Origin of the sequence: Agromyces marinus (assembly GCF_021442325.1) — a bacterium.
In the GTDB taxonomy this organism is placed as follows: Bacteria; Actinomycetota; Actinomycetes; order Actinomycetales; family Microbacteriaceae; genus Agromyces; species Agromyces marinus.
This window is the reverse complement of sequence record NZ_CP087879.1, coordinates 1,608,496-1,627,326: the sequence shown is the minus strand read 5'-3', so window position 1 is coordinate 1,627,326 and position 18,831 is coordinate 1,608,496. Positions and strand designations below refer to the sequence as shown.

The following is an 18,831-nucleotide window of genomic DNA, read 5'->3' as shown; positions in this document are numbered from 1 at the left end:
ACGGGATGGCAGAAGGGGCCGCGATTCCGTGGCACCGGTGGACCTCACTCTGGGATGCATCCGCCACTCTGGTATCCGACGGGTCGAGGAAAAGCACTTCCAGGGCACGAAGTGCCTATGGAGATCCCACGAGGATATCTTGAAGGGCTCGACTGACATGGTTTCAGACGACGAGCGAGACGAGATCCTGCGCGTGGCATTTCCGTGGGTCGATGGAGCGGTCCCCGCGGACTACCGCTGGAATATTGGAACGCCCGTGCACGCGTTGCTGTACGGATCCCTGTATTGGCCTGACCTTTTCGAGTTTGGCGGAGCAGTGTTCGTCTCCGTGTGGGGCAATGACCGACGTGACACGATCGAAAGGCTTACTTCGCCGTCGAGTGATTCGAGTCCGTTTGTTCGTTCGTGGAAAGAGAGCGTCGACAGCTTCAATGTATTCGAGCTCCCCTACCTCTTTGGCGGAGCCGGGGATGATCGTGAGCTTGAAAGGAGAGCCGAGGCGGCACTTGCCGACGTCTTGGTTCAAACTTGGGTTGCACGGCTTCGAGCGTCCTATCCCCAACGGACGTTCGACGTCCGGCACTTGACAGCCGATGACTGCTACGACGCGCGGATTACGGTTACGCAACTGTCACCCGAACTCGTTGAGCCGGCCGGTTGGGACACGCAGCGTCGGCGGACTCCCTCTGCCGATGGGGACTGCTGAAGGTTTAGGTGACTCCAGATCTTCGGCGGCTTGGGTCGCTGCTGGGGGGACGGCCGTAGTGTCGAAGCCGTACATGACGTTCTGTGAGGACGTTGCGGCGATCGCCCGGCGCCGGGAGTCGTCGTTCGCCAGATCGGGAACGACTAATTCGGTCTGGGTTTCGTTCCTACCGGTTTCCCGGCCAGGGGTCGCCGCCCCTGCGGCCATTTTGGGGCTCTTTTCGTCCACAAACACCTGCATCTGACGGCAACGAGCGGCCACGACGGCTCCCCCCGATCGGCCCGCCCCGCCTTACAATTGCTGGCATCCACAACCAAACACGTGCGCGCGCACCAGGGTGCATCCCGTCATCGGGAAAGCTGTCCAACGGGAAGTCGTATTTCTGGCGTGTGACCTCCACCGACGGGCAGTACTGGTCGGGTTGGGGTTCGTCGTGCGAGTTCACGGTGGACACGAGCATTCCTGCGGCGCCGACGGTGACGCCGGTCACGTCGGGGACGGGCATAGAGGCCGTCTACCCGCAGGATGTCCTAGCCGGCGGTGTCGGGTTGATGGGGAGGTTCATCCTGGGCCCGGCCGGGTCGTCGGATGTGGTGCAGTACAGCTACTCGTTCGGCGATCCCGCAACGATGACGACGGTCTCCGTGGCCAAGGGCGCGACCTATGAGGTGTCGTTCGACCCATCAACATCGAACGCGGTCACCTTGTATGTCAAGAGCAAGGATTCCGCGGGCGGGTCTGTCGGGAACTTTGTGTAAATGGCTCGGCGTGATGGCCGCGGTGTGAGGCTGCGGCGTGAGGAGAATCGCGCATGGGTAAGGAGTTGCAGCGGATCACGCAGGTGAATCCGCGGACCGGTGAGCTCGTCGAGGCTGATGTCGATCTGTCGGCTCTGGCGGAGCAGTTGGTCGCGACGGCGACGAATCAGGGCATCGAGCTGACCGGTCCGAATGGGCTGCTGACCGGGTTGACCCGGCAGGTGCTGCAGTCCGCGTTGGAGGCTGAGCTGGCCGATCATCTCGGCTACGACCGGTACGCCGTCGACGGGCGCGGCAGCGGGAACAGCCGGAACGGGTCGAGTCCGAAGACGGTGCGGACCGAGATCGGCGAGGTCACGGTGCAGGTGCCGCGGGATCGGGGCGGCACGTTCGAGCCACGGATCGTGCCGAAGCATCAGCGGCGTCTGGACGGGTTCGATCAGAACGTGCTCTCGCTCTACGCCAAGGGCATGACCACCGGCGATATCGCCGCGCACCTGGCCGACCTGTACGGCGATGACGTGTCGCGGGATCTGGTGTCCACGGTCACGGACCGGATCGTGGACGAGATGGCGGAGTGGCAGGCACGCCCGCTCGAGCCGGTGTACCCGGTGGTGCTGATCGACGCGATCATGCTGAAGATCCGCTCCGGCACGGTCGGGAACCGGCCGGTGTACGTCGCGATGGGCATCGACCTGGACGGGCACCGGGACGTGCTGGGCATGTGGGTCGGCCCGTCCGGCGGGGAGGGTGCGAAGCAGTGGATGAACATGCTCACCGAGCTGCGCAACCGCGGCATCCAGGACGTGATCATCGTCTGCTGCGACGGCCTGAAAGGGCTGCCGGAATCGATTCGGGCGACCTGGCCGCAAGCGGCGGTGCAGACCTGCGTGGTGCATTTGGTCCGCAACAGTCTGCGGTTCGCGTCGAAGAAGCACTGGAAACGGCTCGCGGCCGAGATCAAGGAGATCTACCACGCCCCCACGATCGCGGCGGCCGAGGCCCGGTTCGACGAGTTCGCCGACGAGTGGACCGGGCAGTACCCGGCGATGGTCGAGATGTGGCGGCGCTCCTGGGGCGAGTTCACCCCGTTCCTGGAGTTCCCGCTCGAGCTGCGCCGGATCGTGTACACGACCAACGCGATCGAGTCGCTCAACGCCAGGTTCCGGCAGGCCGTGCGTCGGCGCGGGCACTTCCCGAACGAGCAGGCCGCGCTCAAAGTGCTCTACCTCGCCGCAAGGCAACGACAGCACAACCGTGCGAACCCGACTGGCGAAACCGCCGGCTGGAAAGGCATCCTGAACGTGCTGGCCATGACCTACGGCGACCGCCTAGGACTCAACTAAACAACCGAGCCGATGACCATTTACACAAAAACGCGGACAGACCCCAAGATTCTCAGGGGTTTTCTCGTTGCTGAGGGGCCTGTGTAAGGCCTTTGAGGCCTTTTTCGGGCTCTTCCCGTTTCGGCGGACGGCTTTCCACAGGCATCCACATCCGGTTCCCACTGACGGTCGGCATCACCGAGTGACGTCCATTCCCCTTGAGCGCGGGCGGATCGTCCCGCTTGAAGGTCGTCTGCACGACATCGCGAATCAGGACGACTTCGCGCGCCGGCGGCGTGTCGGGGTGCGACACGCCGACAGGTGGACCCGAGCGTCCTGAGCGGCTCAGGCACCCGGGTGGGAGTCAGATGCGAGGGGTGGTGGCCGCGGCGCTGCCTTCCCACGGAGCGTGCGACTCAGCGACTTGCTGGGGGCCGGGCGTGCCGCACTGCGCGGGAGCGAGCACGAGCACGAGCGGGTCGCTCCGGTACCCGTCGCTTCAGTTCACGCGGCGTGCGCGCCAGGTGCACGTCGCGCACGGATCACCGACTCGGGTGCGGCCGTGAAGCGGCCGGCACGGCCGGCCTCGGTCAGGTACTGCACGCGGATGCCGCGGCCGACGCGGGAGACCTTCGTAACCTCGTAGGAGCCGCCGCTCGCGCTGACGAGCGTGTCGCCGGCGGCGAGCTCTCGTGCCTGGAGCAGTTCGACGATTCCCATGTCGAGAGAGTCTCATGACCCACCGACATCGACACCGGGGGACAGGCCGCCGGCACGCTTGACCGCCCACCGCGTGCGGCCCACAATTGGGGGACACGCGACTTCTGGGGGCACCGCGCATGAGCGATTCCAACGTACGAACTGCCGAACCGCTGATCAGCGACGACCCGTCGGCCGGGGCGGCCGGATTCGGCCAAGCCTCCTTCGGCGCTCCGGAGGAACGCGCGGTCGGCACGACCGCGGACTCCGAGCCGACGGCGGCCGGAGGCAAGCGAGCGGGCTGGGGTCGCGACCTGCGGTTCATGCTCGTGGTGCTCGCCGCGATCGTGGCGCTGTTCCTCGCGTTCGCACTCGTCGTCGCGTTCAGCCCGGACGCGTCCGGGATCGCGGCGCTCGCGATCGTCTCCGCACCGATCGCGACGATGGTCGCCGCCTACTACGGCATCTCGCTGGCGCTGCGGCAGGTCGCCGATGCCCGTCGCGCCGCGGAGGCCGCCGACGCCCGCGCCCGCGCGGCGGAGATGAACGCCCGCGAATCCGACGCGTGGGCAGCGCAGATGGAATCGGGCTTGCGCGTGGCCGTTGCGAAGCTCGCCGCGGCGGGCGTCGCGACCCGTGACGTCGAGCGCGCCGCCGGAACCCCCGACGACTACTTCTAGGCCGAACCACCTCGGACCACCTCGATACCGGTCCGAACCCGGAACAACGAAGGCGCATCCGTTGCGGATGCGCCTTCGCCGGTTCCGGAGCCGGGCCCCCGGCGCCGATCCCGGTCAGAGATCGGCGAGCAGTGAGATCGGCCGCTCGATGCAGCCGGCGACGAAGGTGAGGAACGCGGCAGCCTCCGCCCCGTCGCACACGCGATGGTCGAACGAGATCGTCAGCTCGGTCACCGTCCGCACCGCGAGGGCGCCGTCGACCACCCACGGTCGCTCGACGAGGCGCCCGATGCCGAGCATCGCCGCCTCCGGGTGGTTGATGATCGCCGCCGAACCGTCGACGCCGAGCGTGCCGTAGTTGTTCAGCGTGAAGGTGCCCCCCGACAACGCGTCCGGAGGGAACGCACCGGTGGCGGCCTGCTCGGTGCGGGCCTGCACGGCGTCGCGCAGCTCGCGCAGCGACATCCGCTCGGCCCCGTGCACGACCGGGACCAGCAGGCCCCTCGGGGTCTGCGCGGCCAGGCCGAGGGTGATGCCGTCGTGGAACACGAGTTCGTTCCGGTCGGCGTCGAAACTGGCATTGAGCGACGGATGCCTCCGGAGCCCGGCGACCACGAACCGGGCGACGAGCGCGGTGACCCCGAACCGTTCCCCCGTGGCCGAGTTCAGCTCCCGGCGCGCCGCGAGGAGCGCGGTCGCGTCGACGTCCATCCACACCGTCGCCTCGGGGATCTCGCGCCGCGACCGCGTGAAGTGGGCGGCTGCGGCGCGCTGGATGCGGTCGAGCGCCACCCGGTGCTCGCCGGCCCGACTCGCCGGTGTCGCCGGCGCGGCGGGTGTCGACGGTGCCGCGCCCGCGAGTGCCGCTGACGGCGCGGTCCGCCCGGCGCGTGCGTCTTCGAGCTCGCCGATGAACGCCTCGACGTCGGCTCGGGTGACCAGGCCGTCGGGCCCCGATCCGAGGAGTTCGCTCGCGTCGAACCCGTGCTCGCGAGCGAGCCGGCGCACGATCGGCGAGATCACGGGGGAGTGCCGGCCTTCCTCGAGGGTGTGCGCGGCGTGGGCCTCAGCAACCGCCGGATCCTCTGCGGCCCCGGCCGGGCGCGACGGTTCGGCACCGCCCGCGGGCTCGGGAGCTGCACTCTCGGCCGTGCGCGGCGCCGACCCGCCCGACGCGTCGGACCCCGACGAGCGTCGAGCGCCGAAACGCGACGGCGCCGACGCCGCACGCGCCGTCGCCGAACTCGCCCGGGTGCCGTATCCGATCAGGACGGCGCCGGACTCCTCGCCGGCGGCCTCCGTCGGCACGGCGATGCCCGGCTCGGCGGCCACGGGCTTGGATGCGGACTCGGTCGCGGGGTGCGCAGCGGCCGCAGCAGCGGCCTCGGAAGAGCTCGCGGGAGCCGTGGCATCCGCTGCCGCACCGACCGGGGTCAGGCGCATGAGCACCTGGCCGGCGTGCAGGGTCTGGCCCACCTCGCCGCCGAGCGACTCGACGACGCCCGCGAACGGCGTCGGCAACTGCACGACCGACTTGGCCGACTCGAGTTCGACGACGGGCTGGTCGACGGCGACCTCATCGCCGGGGGCGACGAGCCAGGCGACGACCTCGGCCTCGGTGAGGCCCTCGCCGAGGTCGGGCAGGATGAACTCGCGCGCGCTCATGCGAGGTCCCATTCCCACGACGCGAGCGCTTCGAGCACGCGGTCCGGCGTCGGCAGGTAGTGCTCCTCGAGTTTCGGCGACGGGTACGGGATGTCGTATCCCGTGATCCGCAGGATCGGCGCGGCGAGGTGGAAGAAGTTGCGCTCGGTCAGGCGTGCGGCGACCTCGGCGCCGTATCCGCCGAACTGGGCGGCCTCGTGGATCACGGCGGCGCGCGAGGTCTTGCGCAGCGACGCGCCGACGGTCTCGTCGTCGAACGGCGACAGGCTCCGCAGGTCGACGACCTCGATCGAGAGGCCCTCGGCCTCCGCGGCAGCGGCGGCATCCAACGCCGTCCGGACGGTCGGGCCGTACCCGATGAGGGTGACATCCGTTCCCTCGCGCACGACCTGGGCGCGATCCATGGGCGCCGTCTGCACCGGCAGGGCCAGATCGGCCTTCGACCAGTACCGGCTCTTGGGCTCCATGAACACGACCGGGTCGTCGCTGTCGATCGCCTCGCGCAGCATCGAGTACGCATCGGCGGGGTTCGACGGCATCACGACCGTCAGGCCCGGCGTCGAAGCCCAGTACGCCTCCGACGAGTCGGAGTGGTGCTCGACGCCGCCGATCGCCCCCGCGCAGGGGATGCGGATCACCATCGGCAGGCTCACGCGGCCCTTCGTGCGGTTCCGCATCTTCGCCACGTGCGAGACGATCTGCTCGAACGCGGGGTAGCTGAACGCGTCGAACTGCATCTCGACGACGGGCCGCAGGCCGTACATGGCCATGCCCACCGCGGTGCCGACGATGCCGGCCTCCGCGAGGGGGGAGTCCCAGACGCGATCCTCGCCGAAGCGGGCCTGCAGCCCGTCGGTCACGCGGAACACGCCGCCGAGGGGGCCGACGTCCTCGCCGTAGACGACGACGCGGTCGTCTTCGGCCATCGCGTCGGCGAGCGCGGCGTTGAGCGCGCCCGCCATGGTCAGGGGCGTGGGGGCGGATGCCGCGTCCTGCGCGGCACGTTCGGTGGCGGTCGTGCTCATCGGGCGGCCACCTCCGTCGCGGCAGCGGCGTGCGTCGCGAGCTCGGTCTCGAGGGCGGCGCGCTGCTCGACGAGCGCCGTGCGCGGGCGGGCGTAGACGTGATCGAAGAGTTCGAGCGGGTCGAGCTCGGGCGCCTCGCTCATCGCGTCGCGGGTGCGCGCGGCGAGCTCCTCGCCGGTCTCGGTGATCTCGGCGCGGATGTCGTCGGTGAGGGCCCCCTCGGAGACGAGGTACTTCTCGAGGCGCTCGATCGGGTCGCGCCGCTTCCAGTGCTCGACGTCGCGCGACTGCCGGTAGCGCGTGGGGTCGTCGGAGTTCGTGTGCGGTTCGATCCGGTACGTCACGCCCTCGATGAGCGTGGGTCCGCCGCCCACGCGGGCACGTTCGACGGCTGCGGTCGCGACGGCGTGCATCGCGGCGATGTCGTTGCCGTCGACGTGGTAGCCGGGCATGCCGTACCCGACGCCCTTGTCTGCCAGCGTCGTCGCGTGCGTCTGACGCGCGAGCGGCGTGCTGATCGCGAACTGGTTGTTCTGCACGAGGAACACGGTCGGGGTCTGCCACACGGCGGCGAAGTTGAACGCCTCGTGCGCGTCGCCCTCGCTCGTCGCGCCGTCGCCGAGGAAGGTGAGGGTCACGATCGGGTCCTGCCGGAGGCGGGCTGCGTGGGCGAGCCCCACGGCGTGCAGGGCCTGGGTCGCGAGCGGGGTCGCCATCGCGGCGGTGCGGTGCTCGTGCTGGTCCCAGCCGTTGTGCCAGTCGCCGCGGAAGGACTGGAGGATCTCGCCCGGCGCGAGCCCGCGGGTGAGCAGCGCGATGCTGTCGCGGTAGGTCGGGAAGAACCAGTCGTCGGGCGTGATCGCCGAGACGACGCCGATCTCGCACGCCTCCTGTCCGTACGCGGACGGATACGTCGCGAGCCGGCCCTGCTTGGTCAGTGCGGTGACCTGGACGTCGAAGCGGCGGGCGACGACCATGCGCCGGTACAGCTCGAGCAGCGTGTCGATGGGCGGCAGCTCGAAGCCGCCGGTCTCGCGCCCGTGCAGGGCGTGCCCGGCGTTGTCGAGCAACCGGAGGGGTTTCTCGGAGGGTAGGACGCGGGTGTCGTGATGCTCGACATTGAGGCTCATGTGGCCATGGTGCGTCAGTCTGACGGCACCCCGCTGGGAGTCCGAGTCAACCGTGAACGAACGGCTCGCGGCGGCGGAAAGTCGAACCGTTCGTCCCGCGAAGGCGGGGTCAGGCGCGCCAGATGTCCAGCGACTGCGCGGGGGGCCGGCCGTCGAGTTCTTCGAGGATCAGGTGCGATCGAGTGGAGACGACGCCGGGCATGTCGTGGATGTCGCGCAGGATCGCCTGGCTGAGCTGCTCGTGGTCGGGTGCGCTCACGGTGAGGATGATGTCGATGTCGCCCGAGACTGCCTGGACCTTCTCGACGAAGGGGAGGGTGGCGAGCTTGGCCGCGATCGCCTCCCACGAGACGTCGCCGATCCGGACCACCACGAGGGCGGAGATATTCAGTCCGATCGACTTCCGGTCGATCTGCGCCCCGAACCCGGTGATGACCCCGCGCTGCTGCAGCGAGATGACGCGATTGTGCGCCGCGGTCCGCGAGACGTGCACGCGCTCGGCGAGGGTGCGCACCGAGAGACGGCCGTCGCGGCTGAGCTCGGCGACGATGCGCCGGTCGATGGCATCGAGCGGTTCGCCGTGATGCGGTGCGTTCTGGGTCATCCTCGTCCTCGCGGGTCCCTCCCAGAGTAGCGGCTGGGCCGCCGCAGCCGACGAAGGGAGATCCGCGTCGGGATCGCGCGAACGCGTGCCGGGAGGACGACCCGCAGGACCCGGAGTGCGCCCAGCCAGGCATGCGCGGTGCGTTCGGCGCGGGGCGTCCATCGGAACCCGTACGCCGCACGCAGCCCGGGTGGCAGCAGCGCCGCCGTGATGAGTCGGACGGGCGCCATGAGCGGCACGAGGGCCCGGGGCAGGCCGGTCCCGGCGAGGAGGTCGCGAGCGATCGCCCGGGCCTCGTCTCCGACGACGAGACCCGCGACGCGTTCGGCCCACCACGCGTCGAACGCGTCGCGGGTCCCGGGCCAGCCGGCGGGTCCGCCCTGCAGTCGCGCCGCGATCGGTGCGTACCCGCGCACGAGCGCGTCGGCCGTCGATCCGTCGAGGGGAGCTCCGCTCAGACGCTCCTCGAGCTCGAGGGCGACCGCGAGCAGGGTCGCCGCCACCCAGCGCTGCGCATCGGGATCCATCGCGTCGTAGGCGGGTTCGCCATCCGAGCGGACGTTCGCGTGGCGCGCGTCGACCACGCGCGTGACGTGACGGATGTCGCGCTCGTCGCCGAACACGAGCGCGGTGAGGTAGGCGTGCGTCGCGACCAGTCGGTCCAGGGGCCGCTCGCGGAATCGGCTGTGCCTGCCCACGCCGGCCGCCACACGAGGGTCGGCCAGTTGCAGGAGGATCGCGGCGGCCCCACCGGCCATGAGGGTGGCATCCGCGGCGTGGGCCCGCAGGGTCGCGTGGTCGGCTCCGGCGTCGGCAATGGTCACCACACCAGTCTCCACGCTGCGGGCCGTCGGCCGAAGGCGGGCGGCGCGCGGGATAATAGAGGATGACTTCTTCCGCCGAGAGCCGCTCCAATCCGACCGCCTGGGCCGCATTCTGGGTCGCGCTGGCCGGGCTCCTGCTCATGCCCATCCCGCTGTTCATCGGGCTCATCGTCGGCGGCGGCCTGTCGATCATCGCCGCCGTGCTCGCGGTGATCGCCCTGCTGAAGGGGCTCGCGCGCAGCGGCAAGGGCATCGCACCGGTCGTGTTCGCCGCGATCTTCATCGCGCTCACCTGGGGCGGCATCTCGATCGGCGGGGGCGTCATCTGGTAGGCCGAGGGGCCTGCCGAAGCCGGGCCGCGTAGACTCGCCGGATGCGTCGCATCCTCCGTACGGCTGTGACCGTGCTCGCGCTCGTCGGCACGTCGGCGCTCCTGGCCGGCTGCGGTTCGCCGGGCAGCGCGGTCGCGCCGACCGAGACGACGCAGCGCGCCCCGAGCCCGTCGCCCGCACCGTCTCCGACGGCCTCGACCCCGGCGGAGTGGGCCGCCGAACGGGTCGCCGAGATGAGCGTCGAGCAGAAGGCGGCGTCGCTGCTCATGCTCCACGCGCCGGGAACCGATCCCGGTGCGATGCGCGAGCTCATCGACCAGGGCGTGGCCGGGGTCATCCTCATGGGCGACAACATTCCAGCGGATGCCGCGGCGCTCGGCGAGCTCACCGCTGCGCTGCAGGCCGACCCGGAGGCCGCGACGCTCATCGGCATCGACCAGGAGGGCGGCATCGTCAGCCGCATCGACTGGGACCCGGCGCCCGCGCCGTGGGACCTCGTGGGGCAGCCGCCGGCTGCGACCCGCGAGGCGTTCGCCTCGCGCGCCGGCGTCCTCGCGGCATCCGGGGTCAACGTCAACTTCGGGATCGTGGCCGACGTCACGGACGATCCCGGGTCGTTCATCTACGACCGCGTGCTCGGCACCGAGCCCGTGTCCGCCGCCGAGCGGGTCGCGGCGGCGGTCGAGGGCGAGCGCGGACTCGTCGCGAGCACCGTGAAGCACTTCCCCGGCCACGGCGCGGCTCCCGGCGATTCGCACGTATCGGTGCCGTCGGCGCCGCTCGGGATCGACGACTGGCGGGCGGGCCCAGCGGCGCCGTTCCGAGCGGCGGCCGAGGCGGAGGTCGAACTCGTGATGACCGGGCACCTGGCCTACCCGGCGGTGGATGCCGCGCCCGCGTCGCTGTCTGCGGAGTGGCATCGCATCCTGCGCGACGAGCTCGGGTTCGACGGCGTCGTCGTGACCGACGACATGCTCATGCTGCAGCACAACGGGCTCGCCGAGTACCGCGATCCCGGGGAGAACGCGATCCGAGCGGTCGCGGCGGGCGGCGACCTGCTGCTGTACGTGCTCCCGGCCGATCCGTCTGAGTTCGGCATCAGCGTGGACGGCCTGGCGGCCTCGATCGCGGGCGCCGTCGAGTCCGGGCGGATCCCGGCCGCGCGGCTCGATGACGCGGCGACGCGGGTGCTGGAGCTGCGTCGCGAACTCGCCGAGGTCGCCGGGGAAGGCGACGGCGGGGAATAGAACCCCATCCTCGATGCGTTCGCATAGAACGTGGCCGTGCCGGCCGCGAACGCAACGATCAGGAGTACGACCGAATGACCACCACTGCGACCGCCATCGAGATCCCCGGCTACCGCGCCGGAACCTGGACGATCGACCCCACCCACAGCGAGGTCGGATTCAGCGTCCGCCACCTCATGATCAGCAAGGTCAAGGGCACCTTCGAGCGGTTCGACGCCACGTTCGTCACCGGTGAGGACCCGCTCGACTCGAAGGTGACCGCGACCGCCGAGGTCGCCTCGATCAACACGAACGAGCCGAACCGCGACGCGCACCTGCGCACGAACGACTTCTTCCTCGCCGAGGAGTACCCCACCATCGACTTCGCATCGACCGGCGTCCGCGTCGAGGACGGCGACTTCAAGGTCGACGGCGACCTGACCATCCGCGGGGTCACCAAGCCCGTGACGTTCGACTTCGAGTTCGGCGGATTCGGCACCGACCCGTACGGCAACGTCAAGGGCGGCGCGACCGCGAAGACCGTCATCGACCGCGAGGACTTCGGCCTCGTGTGGAACGTCGCGCTCGAGACCGGCGGCCTGCTCGTCGGCGAGAAGGTCACGATCACGCTCGAACTGCAGGCGCAGCTCGTCCAGGACTGAGCCCGTCGCCCCGGCCGGTCGAGCAAGCCGCGAGCGGCCGTTCGACCGGCACGCGGGGTTCCGGCTAGTCGGGGAGCACCGAGTCGATCCCCTGGAGGCCCAGTCCATGGAACCGCGCCCATGACTCGATCGGGCGCGTGAACCGCCCGGCCGCGGTCGCACTCGCCGGTTCGAACCAGCGCAGCTCGGCCCGCGGCCTGGCCGCGGTGCCGGCGCGCGCCCAGGTTCCGACGACGCGCCCGTCGAGCACGAGCACGGGCTGGAACACGCCGTTGCGGCCGGGGACGACCCGCTCGGCGAATCGCGGCTCGCAGACGAGCGACCGGTCGGCGTAGCCGAGGAAGTACTCGTCGAACCCGGCGAGCGCGAACGCGCCCGACGGTCGGGCGGAGCCGGCGTCGAGCGTTCCGGCAGCGATGAACCGCTCCGGGGTGTCGCGGCCGCCGTCGAAGAGCTCGAGACGCGCGCCGGCAGCCGCACGTGCGGTGCGCGCGTCACGCATCGTCAGGCCCGACCACCACGCGAAGTCGGCGAGCGACGCCGGGCCGTGGCCCCTCACGTAGGCCGTGACGAGCTCGGCGAGCGACGCCTCGGCGGAAACGGGCTCGTCGGGCCCCGAAGGTGCCCACTCGTCGAGCAGCGCGAAGTGCTGCACGCGACCGTCGACCGGGCCGCCGCAGAGCACCCCGTCGAGCGCGAGCCACCAGATGAGGTGGTAGGTGCGACCCGCGGTCTGCTCGATGCCCGCGGCCGCCCACCCCTCTGCCAGCTCTTCTCGCGTCGCCGAGCGGCCGCCGGCGAGCGCACCCTCGATGGTGCGCCGCGCGGCGCGGTACTCGGCCTCGCCGAGCCCGAGCTGGTCGCGCCGCCGCCGCGCAGACGCGTGGACCCGCGTCGACGTGAGCACCAGGGTCGAGCGCAGCAGCCGCGTCGGCAGGATGTGCAGGGTGCCCCGCATGGGCCAGGAGCGGATGACGCGCCGCCCCGCGAGCGCGGCGTCGACCGCCTCGGGGCTCGGCGCCGACATGCGCGAGCCGATCGCCCACTTGGCCGCACCGAGATCCTGCGCCTGGACGGCGCCGAGACGCTCGACGACGGCGGCGGCATCGTCGGCGAGCGTGCGGAGGCCGTGCGACTGCAGGCGCACCGCGCGAGCGCGCGCGGGCGATGCGATCGAAGCGGATGCCATGGCCTCAGTCTGGCGTGGACCGCCGACACGCGGCATCCGCTCTGCCTTCGGTAGACTGGCAGGCTGTGCCGCTCGGCACGCATCCCCGCACCCCGCAGACCCGGAGGTCATCGTGCTCGCCGTCAAAGACCTGGAGATCCGCGTCGGCGCGCGCCTGCTCATGGAGGGCGTCGAGTTCCGCGTCACCGCGGGCGACAAGATCGGCCTCGTCGGCCGCAACGGCGCCGGCAAGACCACGCTCACCAAGACGCTCGCGGGCGAGACCCAGCCCACCGACGGTCGCATCGACCGCACGGGCGAGATCGGCTACCTGCCGCAGGACCCCCGCTCGGGCGACCCCGACATGCTCGCGCGCACCCGGATCCTCGACGCCCGCGGGCTCGGCTCGATCGTGGTCGGCATGCGCGAGGCGTCCGAACAGATGGGATCCGCCGACCCCGCCGTCGCCGAGAAGGCCATGAAGCGGTTCGGCACGCTCACCGACCGGTTCACCGCGCTCGGCGGGTACGCCGCCGAGGCCGAGGCCGCGTCGATCGCGTCGAACCTCAACCTGCCGGATCGGATCCTCGACCAGCCGCTCAAGACCCTCTCCGGCGGCCAGCGACGCCGCATCGAACTCGCGCGCATCCTGTTCTCCGACGCCGACACGATGATCCTCGACGAGCCCACGAACCACCTCGACGCCGACTCGGTCGTGTGGTTGCGCGAGTTCCTCAAGGGCTACCGCGGCGGGGTCATCGTGATCAGCCACGACGTCGAACTCGTCGGCGAGGTCGTCAACCGCGTCTTCTACCTCGACGCGAACCGGTCGGCCATCGACATCTACAACATGGGCTGGAAGCACTACCTGCGCCAGCGCGCCGCCGACGAGGAGCGCCGCAAGAAGGAGCGCGCGAACGCCGAGAAGAAGGCGAGCGTGCTCCAGGCGCAGGCCGCGAAGTTCGGCGCGAAGGCATCCAAGGCCGCCGCGGCGCACCAGATGGTCGCACGCGCCGAGAAGCTGCTCGCCGGGCTCGAGGAGGTGCGGGCCGTCGACCGCGTCGCCAAGCTCCGCTTCCCGACGCCCGCGCCCTGCGGCCGCACCCCGCTGACCGCGGCCGACCTGTCCAAGAGCTACGGCTCGCTCGAGATCTTCACGGCCGTCGACCTCGCGATCGACCGCGGCTCGAAGGTCGTCATCATCGGCCTGAACGGCGCCGGCAAGACCACGCTGCTCCGCATCCTCGCGGGGGTGGACCGGCCCGACACGGGCGTCGTCGACGCCGGACACGGCCTGCGCATCGGCTACTACGCGCAGGAGCACGAGACGCTCGACGTGTCGCGCACGGTTCTGCAGAACATGGTCAGCGCCTCGCCGAACCTCACCGAGACCGAGGCGCGCAAGGTGCTCGGGTCGTTCCTGTTCACCGGCGACGACGTGCACAAGCCCGCCGGCGTGCTCTCCGGCGGTGAGAAGACGCGACTCGCGCTCGCGACGATCGTCGTGTCGGGCGCGAACGTGCTGCTCCTCGACGAACCGACGAACAACCTCGACCCGGCCAGCCGCGCCGAGATCCTCGACGCGCTCGCGCACTACGAGGGCGCCGTCGTGCTCGTCTCCCACGACCCCGGCGCGGTCGAGTCGCTGAACCCCGAGCGCGTGCTCATCATGCCCGACGGCGTGGAAGACCACTGGAGCCGCGAGTACCAGGAGCTCATCGAGCTCGCGTAGCGAGCGGGCGCGCCCGACCGTAGGCTGTGCAGATCACAGCCCGCACGCGCGGCAGCCACCGGGGGAGGCGATGAGATGAAGCCGCTTCGATACTCGATCAACGTCACGCTCGACGGCTGCGTCCATCACGAGGCGGGACTTCCGCCCGACGAGGAGTCGATGCGCTTCTGGACCGCTGAGATGGAACGCGCCGACGCCCTGCTGTTCGGGCGGACGACCTACGAGATGATGCAGGAAGCGTGGCGGCGGCCTGCCTCGGGCATTTGGCCGGACTGGATGCGGGAGTGGGAGATCCCGTTCGCCGAGACCATCGACCGCACGAAGAAGTACGTCGTGTCGAACACGCTGAACGCGGTCGATTGGAACGCCGAGCCGGTGCGAGGCGACCTGGGTCCGGCGGTCCGGCGGCTCAAGCAGGAATCGGGGGAGCAGCTGTTCGTGGGCGGCGTGACGTTGCCCCTCGCGTTGGCGGATCTCGGATTGATCGACGAGTACCTGTTCGTCGTGCAGCCGGTGCTCGCCGGGCACGGGCCCACGTTGCTCGCCGGGCTGCGCGAGCGCATCCGACTCGAACTCGTGGATCGCCGGGAGTTCCGATCGGGAGCGGTCGCGCTGCGCCTCCGGCCCGCGGGGGAGGACGCGAGGTAGCGACGTCCTCGCGGCTCGCGGCTCGCGGCTCGCGAGGCGCGTCAGCGCTCGGGAGCGGCCGATGCGTCGACGCAGATCACCCCCGTGTTGCCGTCCTGGTCGGCGATCACCGTGAGCGACGGCGCCTCGCTGTCGTCGACGATCGTCCCGCCGGCGGCGACGGCGGCGGCGATCCGCTGCTCGGCCGCCTCGGGCGCCACGTAGACCTCGACGTGGAACCGCTGCCGCGGGAGCGCATGCTCGTCCGCATCGCCGAACCAGAGGTTCGGTACCCGCCCGGTCGCGTCCCGGATCTCGTCGCTGGGGGAGCCGTGCCCCTGGGACTCGGCGTTCCCCGTCATCAACGCGGCCCACACCGGCGCGATGGTCGCCGAACGGGCGGTGTCGAGGCCCAGTTCGATGACGCTGACCGCGGATGGGTCGGGGACGAGGCGGTGGTCCGCTGCGATCGCGGTGATCCGCCGTGCAAGGTCGACATCCTGCCGGGTGACCCACTCGACGATGTGCTCGGTGCCATCGGCGGCGCGGTAGACGGCGTCGTCGCTGACCAGCTCGAGGTCGACGTGGTCTCGCCCGATCGACACGCTGGGGTGATGTCCGCACTCGTCGCCCGCTGCACCCACCGCAGCGACGAACCGCACGGCGCTGCCGAAGTCGTCGACCCGGTAGCGGGCATGCAGTCCCTGGGCGAGCTTGCGCCAGTCGGTCAGGTCGGCCCGGGCGATCTCGGCGCCCTTCAGCATGTCCATGCTCGCAGACCCTACTCGCGAAGCGCGCGGCCGTCGCGTGCCACGTAGTCTGGACTCGGGAACGACCAGCGTCCAGCCGAGGAGGAGCACATGGCCGGCCACCGGATCTACGGAATGAGCTTCGGCAGCATCTATCCGCTGTACCTGACCAAGCTCGAGCGGAAGGACCACACCCGGGCCGAGCTCGACCAGGTCATCACCTGGCTCACCGGCTACGACGAGGCCGGCCTCGCCGAGGCGATCGCCGACGGGCGCACCCTCGAGGCGTTCTTCGCCGACGCCCCCGCGATCAACCCGAACGCCTCGCTCATCACGGGAGTGATCTGCGGTCTGCGGGTCGAGGAGATCGAGGACCCGCTCATGCAGCAGATCCGCTACATGGACAAGCTCGTCGACGAGGTCGCACGTGGGAAGAAGATGACCTCGATCCTCCGCGGGTCCCAGGTGGCGACCGCCTAGCGCCGGTCGCCGCATGATGAACCTTCATCACGATGATGCGTGCACAGGAATCACGCCGCGCGTCTACCGCCGGTCGAGGATCTCGTCCTCGACATCGGCGTCCGCATCGGTGCGGCTGCGCGCCCGCCCGGGCGGGCGCTTCGCAGCCCGGCCGGGCGGATCGGCGCCCGCGCCCGCCGCGCTTCGCTCCGCGGCATCCGCTTCGAGCACCTTGCGTTCCTGGTTGGCGAACCAGCCGAGCGCGATGAAGGCGAGCAGCGCGAACACGAACCACTGCAGGGCGTACGACAGGTGCGGGCCCTCGTCGCGGACCGGTCTGGGCAGGGCGACCGGCGGCTCGCTCGCCGCGGCCCCCTCCTGGATGAGGATGCCGTACGCGCCCGTGTAGGCGGGCTCGCCCACGCGATCGGCCAGCTCGCCGAGGTCGACCGTCGCCATCTCGGAGCCCGACGTGGTGCGGCCCGCGATCGTCACCTCGCCCGCCTTCAACCGCGCGGTGATCTCGACCGCACCGGACGGCGGCGCCGCGAACTGCGACGGCCGACCCTCCTGGTCCTGCGGGATCCATCCGCGATCGACCATGAAGACCGTGCCGTCCTCGAGCCGAAGCGGGGTGATGACCTCGAAACCCGTGGTGCCCTGGTTCGGGCGGTTGCGGACGACGACCTCCTCGCCGGGCAGGTACTCGCCCGTGGCCTCCACGACCTTCCAACGCTGGTCGATGTCGAAGGCGCCCGGATCGGGCAGCGCCTCATCGAGGGGGACGGGCGCTGCGTCGTAGTTCGCGTCGATCCTCGCGACCTCGGCGCGCGCCTCGGCGCGCCGGTTCAACTGCCAGGTCCCGAGTGCCGAGCACACGATCGCGAAGACGATCACCAGCACGAGGTACCCCGCCCAGCGAGGCGAGGCCAGGAAGCGCCACCGGTTCACGAGGGACCCCCGCCCGCGGCATCCGCCTGCTCGAACGCCGTGACACGCACGGGGAACGAGCGCGACGACAGGAAGTCGCGCAGGAACTCGACGTGCTCGTCGCACGCGAGCCAGGTCTTCACGCGGTCCTCGGCGTGGATGCGCGGATTGCGCCAGTCGACGCGCCAGGTCGCGGCCTCGCGGCACCCCGCTCGTGAGCAGCCGCCCTGCGGGGCGGCGGAGGACAGGCCGATCACCGGCGTTCCTCCCGATCGTCCGTGCGCTCGTCGTGCGCGTCGGCGCCGTTCGCCTCGTCGGGTGCAGCGGATGCCTCCGGCCGACCGGGTTCGGCCGCGTCGGCCTCGACCCAGTCCGTGCCGCCGTCGGCGCGCGGCAGCGGCACGAGGCCGCCGGGTCGCTCGGGCGCCGCTCCGCCGCGGGAGGTCGCGACGTTCGCGACCACGACCGCGAAGTACGGGAGGAACACGGCGCCGAGTGCGAAGACGAGCAGCCACCAGCCCTGCACGAACAGCAGCGCGACGATGCACGCGACGCGGATCGACATCATGACCGTGTACTTGACCATGCGCGCGTGCCGCTCCGCCTCGGGCGACGGCGGCAGCGACGTGATCGACTGCGGGTGCTGGTGCTTCATGGTGGCCGTCGTGGACGTCGACGCTCCTCATATCAAGAGTACGTCCGTCCGGTGCCGACGGATGCCGGGAACCGTCAACCTCTATGCTGTTACGGGCCTTCCGGCCGACGAGCATCCTCGACCTCTCCCGACCTTCCCCGAACGAGATGGAGCCCCGCCATGACGACGAGCCGCACCGTGCTGGTGACCGGAGGCAACCGCGGGATCGGCTACGCGATCGCCGAGGAGTTCGCCCGGCAGGGACACCGCGTCGCCGTGACCGCCCGGTCGGGCGAGGGCCCCGCAGGAACGCTCACCGTCCGTGCCGACGTCACCGACTCCGAGTCGGTCGATCGTGCGTTCACCGAGATCGAGGCCCAGCTCGGCCCCGTCGAGGTCGTCGTCGCCAACGCGGGCATCACGCGCGACACGCTCCTCCTGCGCATGAGCGAGGACGAGTTCACGAGCGTCGTCGACACGAACCTCACGGGTGCGTTCCGGGTCGTCAAGCGCGCGTCGAAGGGCATGCTGAAGGCCCGCTTCGGCCGGGTCGTGCTCATCTCGAGCGTCGTCGGCCTGTACGGCTCGGCCGGTCAGGTCAACTACTCGGCGTCCAAGGCGGGGCTGGTCGGCATGGCCCGCTCGCTCACGCGCGAACTCGGCGCCCGGAACATCACCGCGAACGTCGTCGCGCCCGGGTTCATCGAGACCGACATGACCGACGCCCTGCCCGAGGCGCAGCAGGCCGAGTACAGGAAGAGCATCCCCGCGGGCCGCTTCGCCACCCCCACCGAGGTGGCGCGCGTGGTCACCTGGCTCGCCGGCGAGGATGCCGGGTACATCGCCGGCGCGGTCATCCCCGTCGACGGCGGCCTCGGCATGGGGCACTGACCCCG

General features: G+C 70.7%; 23 protein-coding genes. 11 read left to right on the top strand and 12 right to left on the bottom strand.

What is annotated here, in order from left to right:
• The first annotated feature begins 37 nt into the window (after nucleotides 1–37).
• The 3 genes from DSM26151_RS07660 (at nucleotide 38) to DSM26151_RS07650 (ending at nucleotide 2,810) form a co-directional block, all read left to right on the top strand.
• Entirely contained in the window at nucleotides 38–706 is a 669-nt protein-coding gene (locus DSM26151_RS07660) for a hypothetical protein (RefSeq protein WP_234658997.1), read from the top strand.
• 389 nt (nucleotides 707–1,095) lie between these two features.
• A complete protein-coding gene (locus DSM26151_RS07655; protein WP_234658996.1) occupies nucleotides 1,096–1,464 on the top strand; it encodes a hypothetical protein in 369 nt (122 codons plus the stop codon).
• 53 nt (nucleotides 1,465–1,517) lie between these two features.
• Nucleotides 1,518–2,810: an IS256 family transposase gene (locus DSM26151_RS07650; protein WP_407650922.1), complete on the top strand. Its 1,293-nt coding sequence runs from the start codon at nucleotides 1,518–1,520 to the stop codon at nucleotides 2,808–2,810.
• A gap of 52 nt (nucleotides 2,811–2,862) precedes the next feature.
• On the opposite strand, the gene DSM26151_RS07645 is transcribed toward DSM26151_RS07650, so the two are convergent.
• Nucleotides 2,863–3,102: a hypothetical protein gene (locus DSM26151_RS07645; RefSeq protein ID WP_234658994.1), complete on the bottom strand. Its 240-nt coding sequence runs from the start codon at nucleotides 3,100–3,102 to the stop codon at nucleotides 2,863–2,865.
• A gap of 191 nt (nucleotides 3,103–3,293) precedes the next feature.
• Nucleotides 3,294–3,509 (bottom strand): hypothetical protein, encoded by a 216-nt coding sequence (locus tag DSM26151_RS07640; RefSeq protein ID WP_234658993.1) that lies wholly within the window; start codon nucleotides 3,507–3,509, stop codon nucleotides 3,294–3,296.
• A 119-nt stretch (nucleotides 3,510–3,628) separates the two neighbouring features.
• Between DSM26151_RS07640 and DSM26151_RS07635 the strand changes: the two genes are divergently transcribed.
• Nucleotides 3,629–4,168 carry a hypothetical protein gene (locus tag DSM26151_RS07635; protein ID WP_234658992.1) on the top strand — a complete coding sequence of 180 codons (540 nt, stop codon included), beginning with the start codon at nucleotides 3,629–3,631 and terminating at the stop codon, nucleotides 4,166–4,168.
• A gap of 114 nt (nucleotides 4,169–4,282) precedes the next feature.
• On the opposite strand, the gene DSM26151_RS07630 is transcribed toward DSM26151_RS07635, so the two are convergent.
• The 5 genes from DSM26151_RS07630 to DSM26151_RS07610 all read right to left on the bottom strand — a co-directional run bounded on the left by DSM26151_RS07630 (nucleotide 4,283) and on the right by DSM26151_RS07610 (nucleotide 9,416).
• Complete coding sequence (locus tag DSM26151_RS07630) at nucleotides 4,283–5,833, bottom strand: dihydrolipoamide acetyltransferase family protein (protein WP_234658991.1); 1,551 nt, start codon at nucleotides 5,831–5,833, stop codon at nucleotides 4,283–4,285.
• Nucleotides 5,830–6,858, bottom strand: coding sequence for an alpha-ketoacid dehydrogenase subunit beta (locus tag DSM26151_RS07625; protein ID WP_234658990.1), 1,029 nt, complete (start codon nucleotides 6,856–6,858; stop codon nucleotides 5,830–5,832). Before DSM26151_RS07625 ends, DSM26151_RS07630 begins: the two co-directional genes overlap by 4 nt.
• Nucleotides 6,855–7,988: a pyruvate dehydrogenase (acetyl-transferring) E1 component subunit alpha gene (gene pdhA, locus DSM26151_RS07620; RefSeq protein WP_234658989.1), complete on the bottom strand. Its 1,134-nt coding sequence runs from the start codon at nucleotides 7,986–7,988 to the stop codon at nucleotides 6,855–6,857. The genes DSM26151_RS07625 and pdhA overlap by 4 nt, the downstream gene beginning before the upstream one ends.
• Before the next feature lie 109 nt (nucleotides 7,989–8,097).
• Nucleotides 8,098–8,592 (bottom strand): Lrp/AsnC family transcriptional regulator, encoded by a 495-nt coding sequence (locus DSM26151_RS07615; protein ID WP_234658988.1) that lies wholly within the window; start codon nucleotides 8,590–8,592, stop codon nucleotides 8,098–8,100.
• Nucleotides 8,589–9,416, bottom strand: a complete 828-nt coding sequence (locus tag DSM26151_RS07610) for an oxygenase MpaB family protein (protein ID WP_234658987.1) — start codon at nucleotides 9,414–9,416, stop codon at nucleotides 8,589–8,591. The genes DSM26151_RS07615 and DSM26151_RS07610 overlap by 4 nt, the downstream gene beginning before the upstream one ends.
• Nucleotides 9,417–9,478: 62 nt before the next feature.
• Here DSM26151_RS07610 and DSM26151_RS07605 point away from each other — a divergent pair, with 62 nt between their 5' ends.
• The 3 genes from DSM26151_RS07605 (at nucleotide 9,479) to DSM26151_RS07595 (ending at nucleotide 11,636) form a co-directional block, all read left to right on the top strand.
• Nucleotides 9,479–9,748 (top strand): hypothetical protein, encoded by a 270-nt coding sequence (locus DSM26151_RS07605; protein WP_234658986.1) that lies wholly within the window; start codon nucleotides 9,479–9,481, stop codon nucleotides 9,746–9,748.
• A gap of 41 nt (nucleotides 9,749–9,789) precedes the next feature.
• Nucleotides 9,790–10,995, top strand: coding sequence for a glycoside hydrolase family 3 N-terminal domain-containing protein (locus tag DSM26151_RS07600; protein WP_234658985.1), 1,206 nt, complete (start codon nucleotides 9,790–9,792; stop codon nucleotides 10,993–10,995).
• 74 nt (nucleotides 10,996–11,069) lie between these two features.
• Complete coding sequence (locus DSM26151_RS07595) at nucleotides 11,070–11,636, top strand: YceI family protein (protein ID WP_234658984.1); 567 nt, start codon at nucleotides 11,070–11,072, stop codon at nucleotides 11,634–11,636.
• A 64-nt stretch (nucleotides 11,637–11,700) separates the two neighbouring features.
• Here DSM26151_RS07595 and DSM26151_RS07590 read toward each other — a convergent pair whose 3' ends face one another.
• Nucleotides 11,701–12,825, bottom strand: a complete 1,125-nt coding sequence (locus DSM26151_RS07590) for a winged helix DNA-binding domain-containing protein (RefSeq protein ID WP_234658983.1) — start codon at nucleotides 12,823–12,825, stop codon at nucleotides 11,701–11,703.
• 112 nt (nucleotides 12,826–12,937) lie between these two features.
• On the opposite strand from DSM26151_RS07590, the gene DSM26151_RS07585 reads away from it, so the two are divergent.
• Nucleotides 12,938–14,536, top strand: a complete 1,599-nt coding sequence (locus DSM26151_RS07585) for an ABC-F family ATP-binding cassette domain-containing protein (protein ID WP_234658982.1) — start codon at nucleotides 12,938–12,940, stop codon at nucleotides 14,534–14,536.
• A gap of 75 nt (nucleotides 14,537–14,611) precedes the next feature.
• The gene (locus DSM26151_RS07580; RefSeq protein WP_234658981.1) at nucleotides 14,612–15,184 is read left to right on the top strand and encodes a dihydrofolate reductase family protein; all 573 of its coding nucleotides are present in this window, start codon (nucleotides 14,612–14,614) and stop codon (nucleotides 15,182–15,184) included.
• Between the two features lie 41 nt (nucleotides 15,185–15,225).
• Here the strand turns inward: DSM26151_RS07580 and DSM26151_RS07575 are convergent, their stop codons facing one another.
• On the bottom strand, nucleotides 15,226–15,933 hold the full coding sequence (locus tag DSM26151_RS07575; protein WP_234658980.1) for a 4a-hydroxytetrahydrobiopterin dehydratase: 708 nt from the start codon (nucleotides 15,931–15,933) through the stop codon (nucleotides 15,226–15,228).
• A 90-nt stretch (nucleotides 15,934–16,023) separates the two neighbouring features.
• On the opposite strand from DSM26151_RS07575, the gene DSM26151_RS07570 reads away from it, so the two are divergent.
• Nucleotides 16,024–16,392, top strand: coding sequence for a DUF2200 domain-containing protein (locus DSM26151_RS07570; RefSeq protein ID WP_234658979.1), 369 nt, complete (start codon nucleotides 16,024–16,026; stop codon nucleotides 16,390–16,392).
• Between the two features lie 63 nt (nucleotides 16,393–16,455).
• On the opposite strand, the gene DSM26151_RS07565 is transcribed toward DSM26151_RS07570, so the two are convergent.
• The 3 genes from DSM26151_RS07565 to DSM26151_RS07555 are packed head-to-tail and all read right to left on the bottom strand — an operon-like array spanning nucleotide 16,456 to nucleotide 17,956.
• The gene (locus DSM26151_RS07565; protein ID WP_234658978.1) at nucleotides 16,456–17,322 is read right to left on the bottom strand and encodes an SURF1 family cytochrome oxidase biogenesis protein; all 867 of its coding nucleotides are present in this window, start codon (nucleotides 17,320–17,322) and stop codon (nucleotides 16,456–16,458) included.
• A complete protein-coding gene (locus DSM26151_RS07560) occupies nucleotides 17,319–17,558 on the bottom strand; it encodes a hypothetical protein (RefSeq protein ID WP_407650921.1) in 240 nt (79 codons plus the stop codon). The genes DSM26151_RS07565 and DSM26151_RS07560 overlap by 4 nt, the downstream gene beginning before the upstream one ends.
• Nucleotides 17,555–17,956 (bottom strand): DUF3099 domain-containing protein, encoded by a 402-nt coding sequence (locus DSM26151_RS07555; RefSeq protein WP_234658977.1) that lies wholly within the window; start codon nucleotides 17,954–17,956, stop codon nucleotides 17,555–17,557. The genes DSM26151_RS07560 and DSM26151_RS07555 overlap by 4 nt, the downstream gene beginning before the upstream one ends.
• 159 nt (nucleotides 17,957–18,115) lie before the next feature.
• Here DSM26151_RS07555 and DSM26151_RS07550 point away from each other — a divergent pair, with 159 nt between their 5' ends.
• Nucleotides 18,116–18,826: a beta-ketoacyl-ACP reductase gene (locus DSM26151_RS07550; RefSeq protein ID WP_234658976.1), complete on the top strand. Its 711-nt coding sequence runs from the start codon at nucleotides 18,116–18,118 to the stop codon at nucleotides 18,824–18,826.
• Nucleotides 18,827–18,831 lie beyond the last annotated feature (5 nt).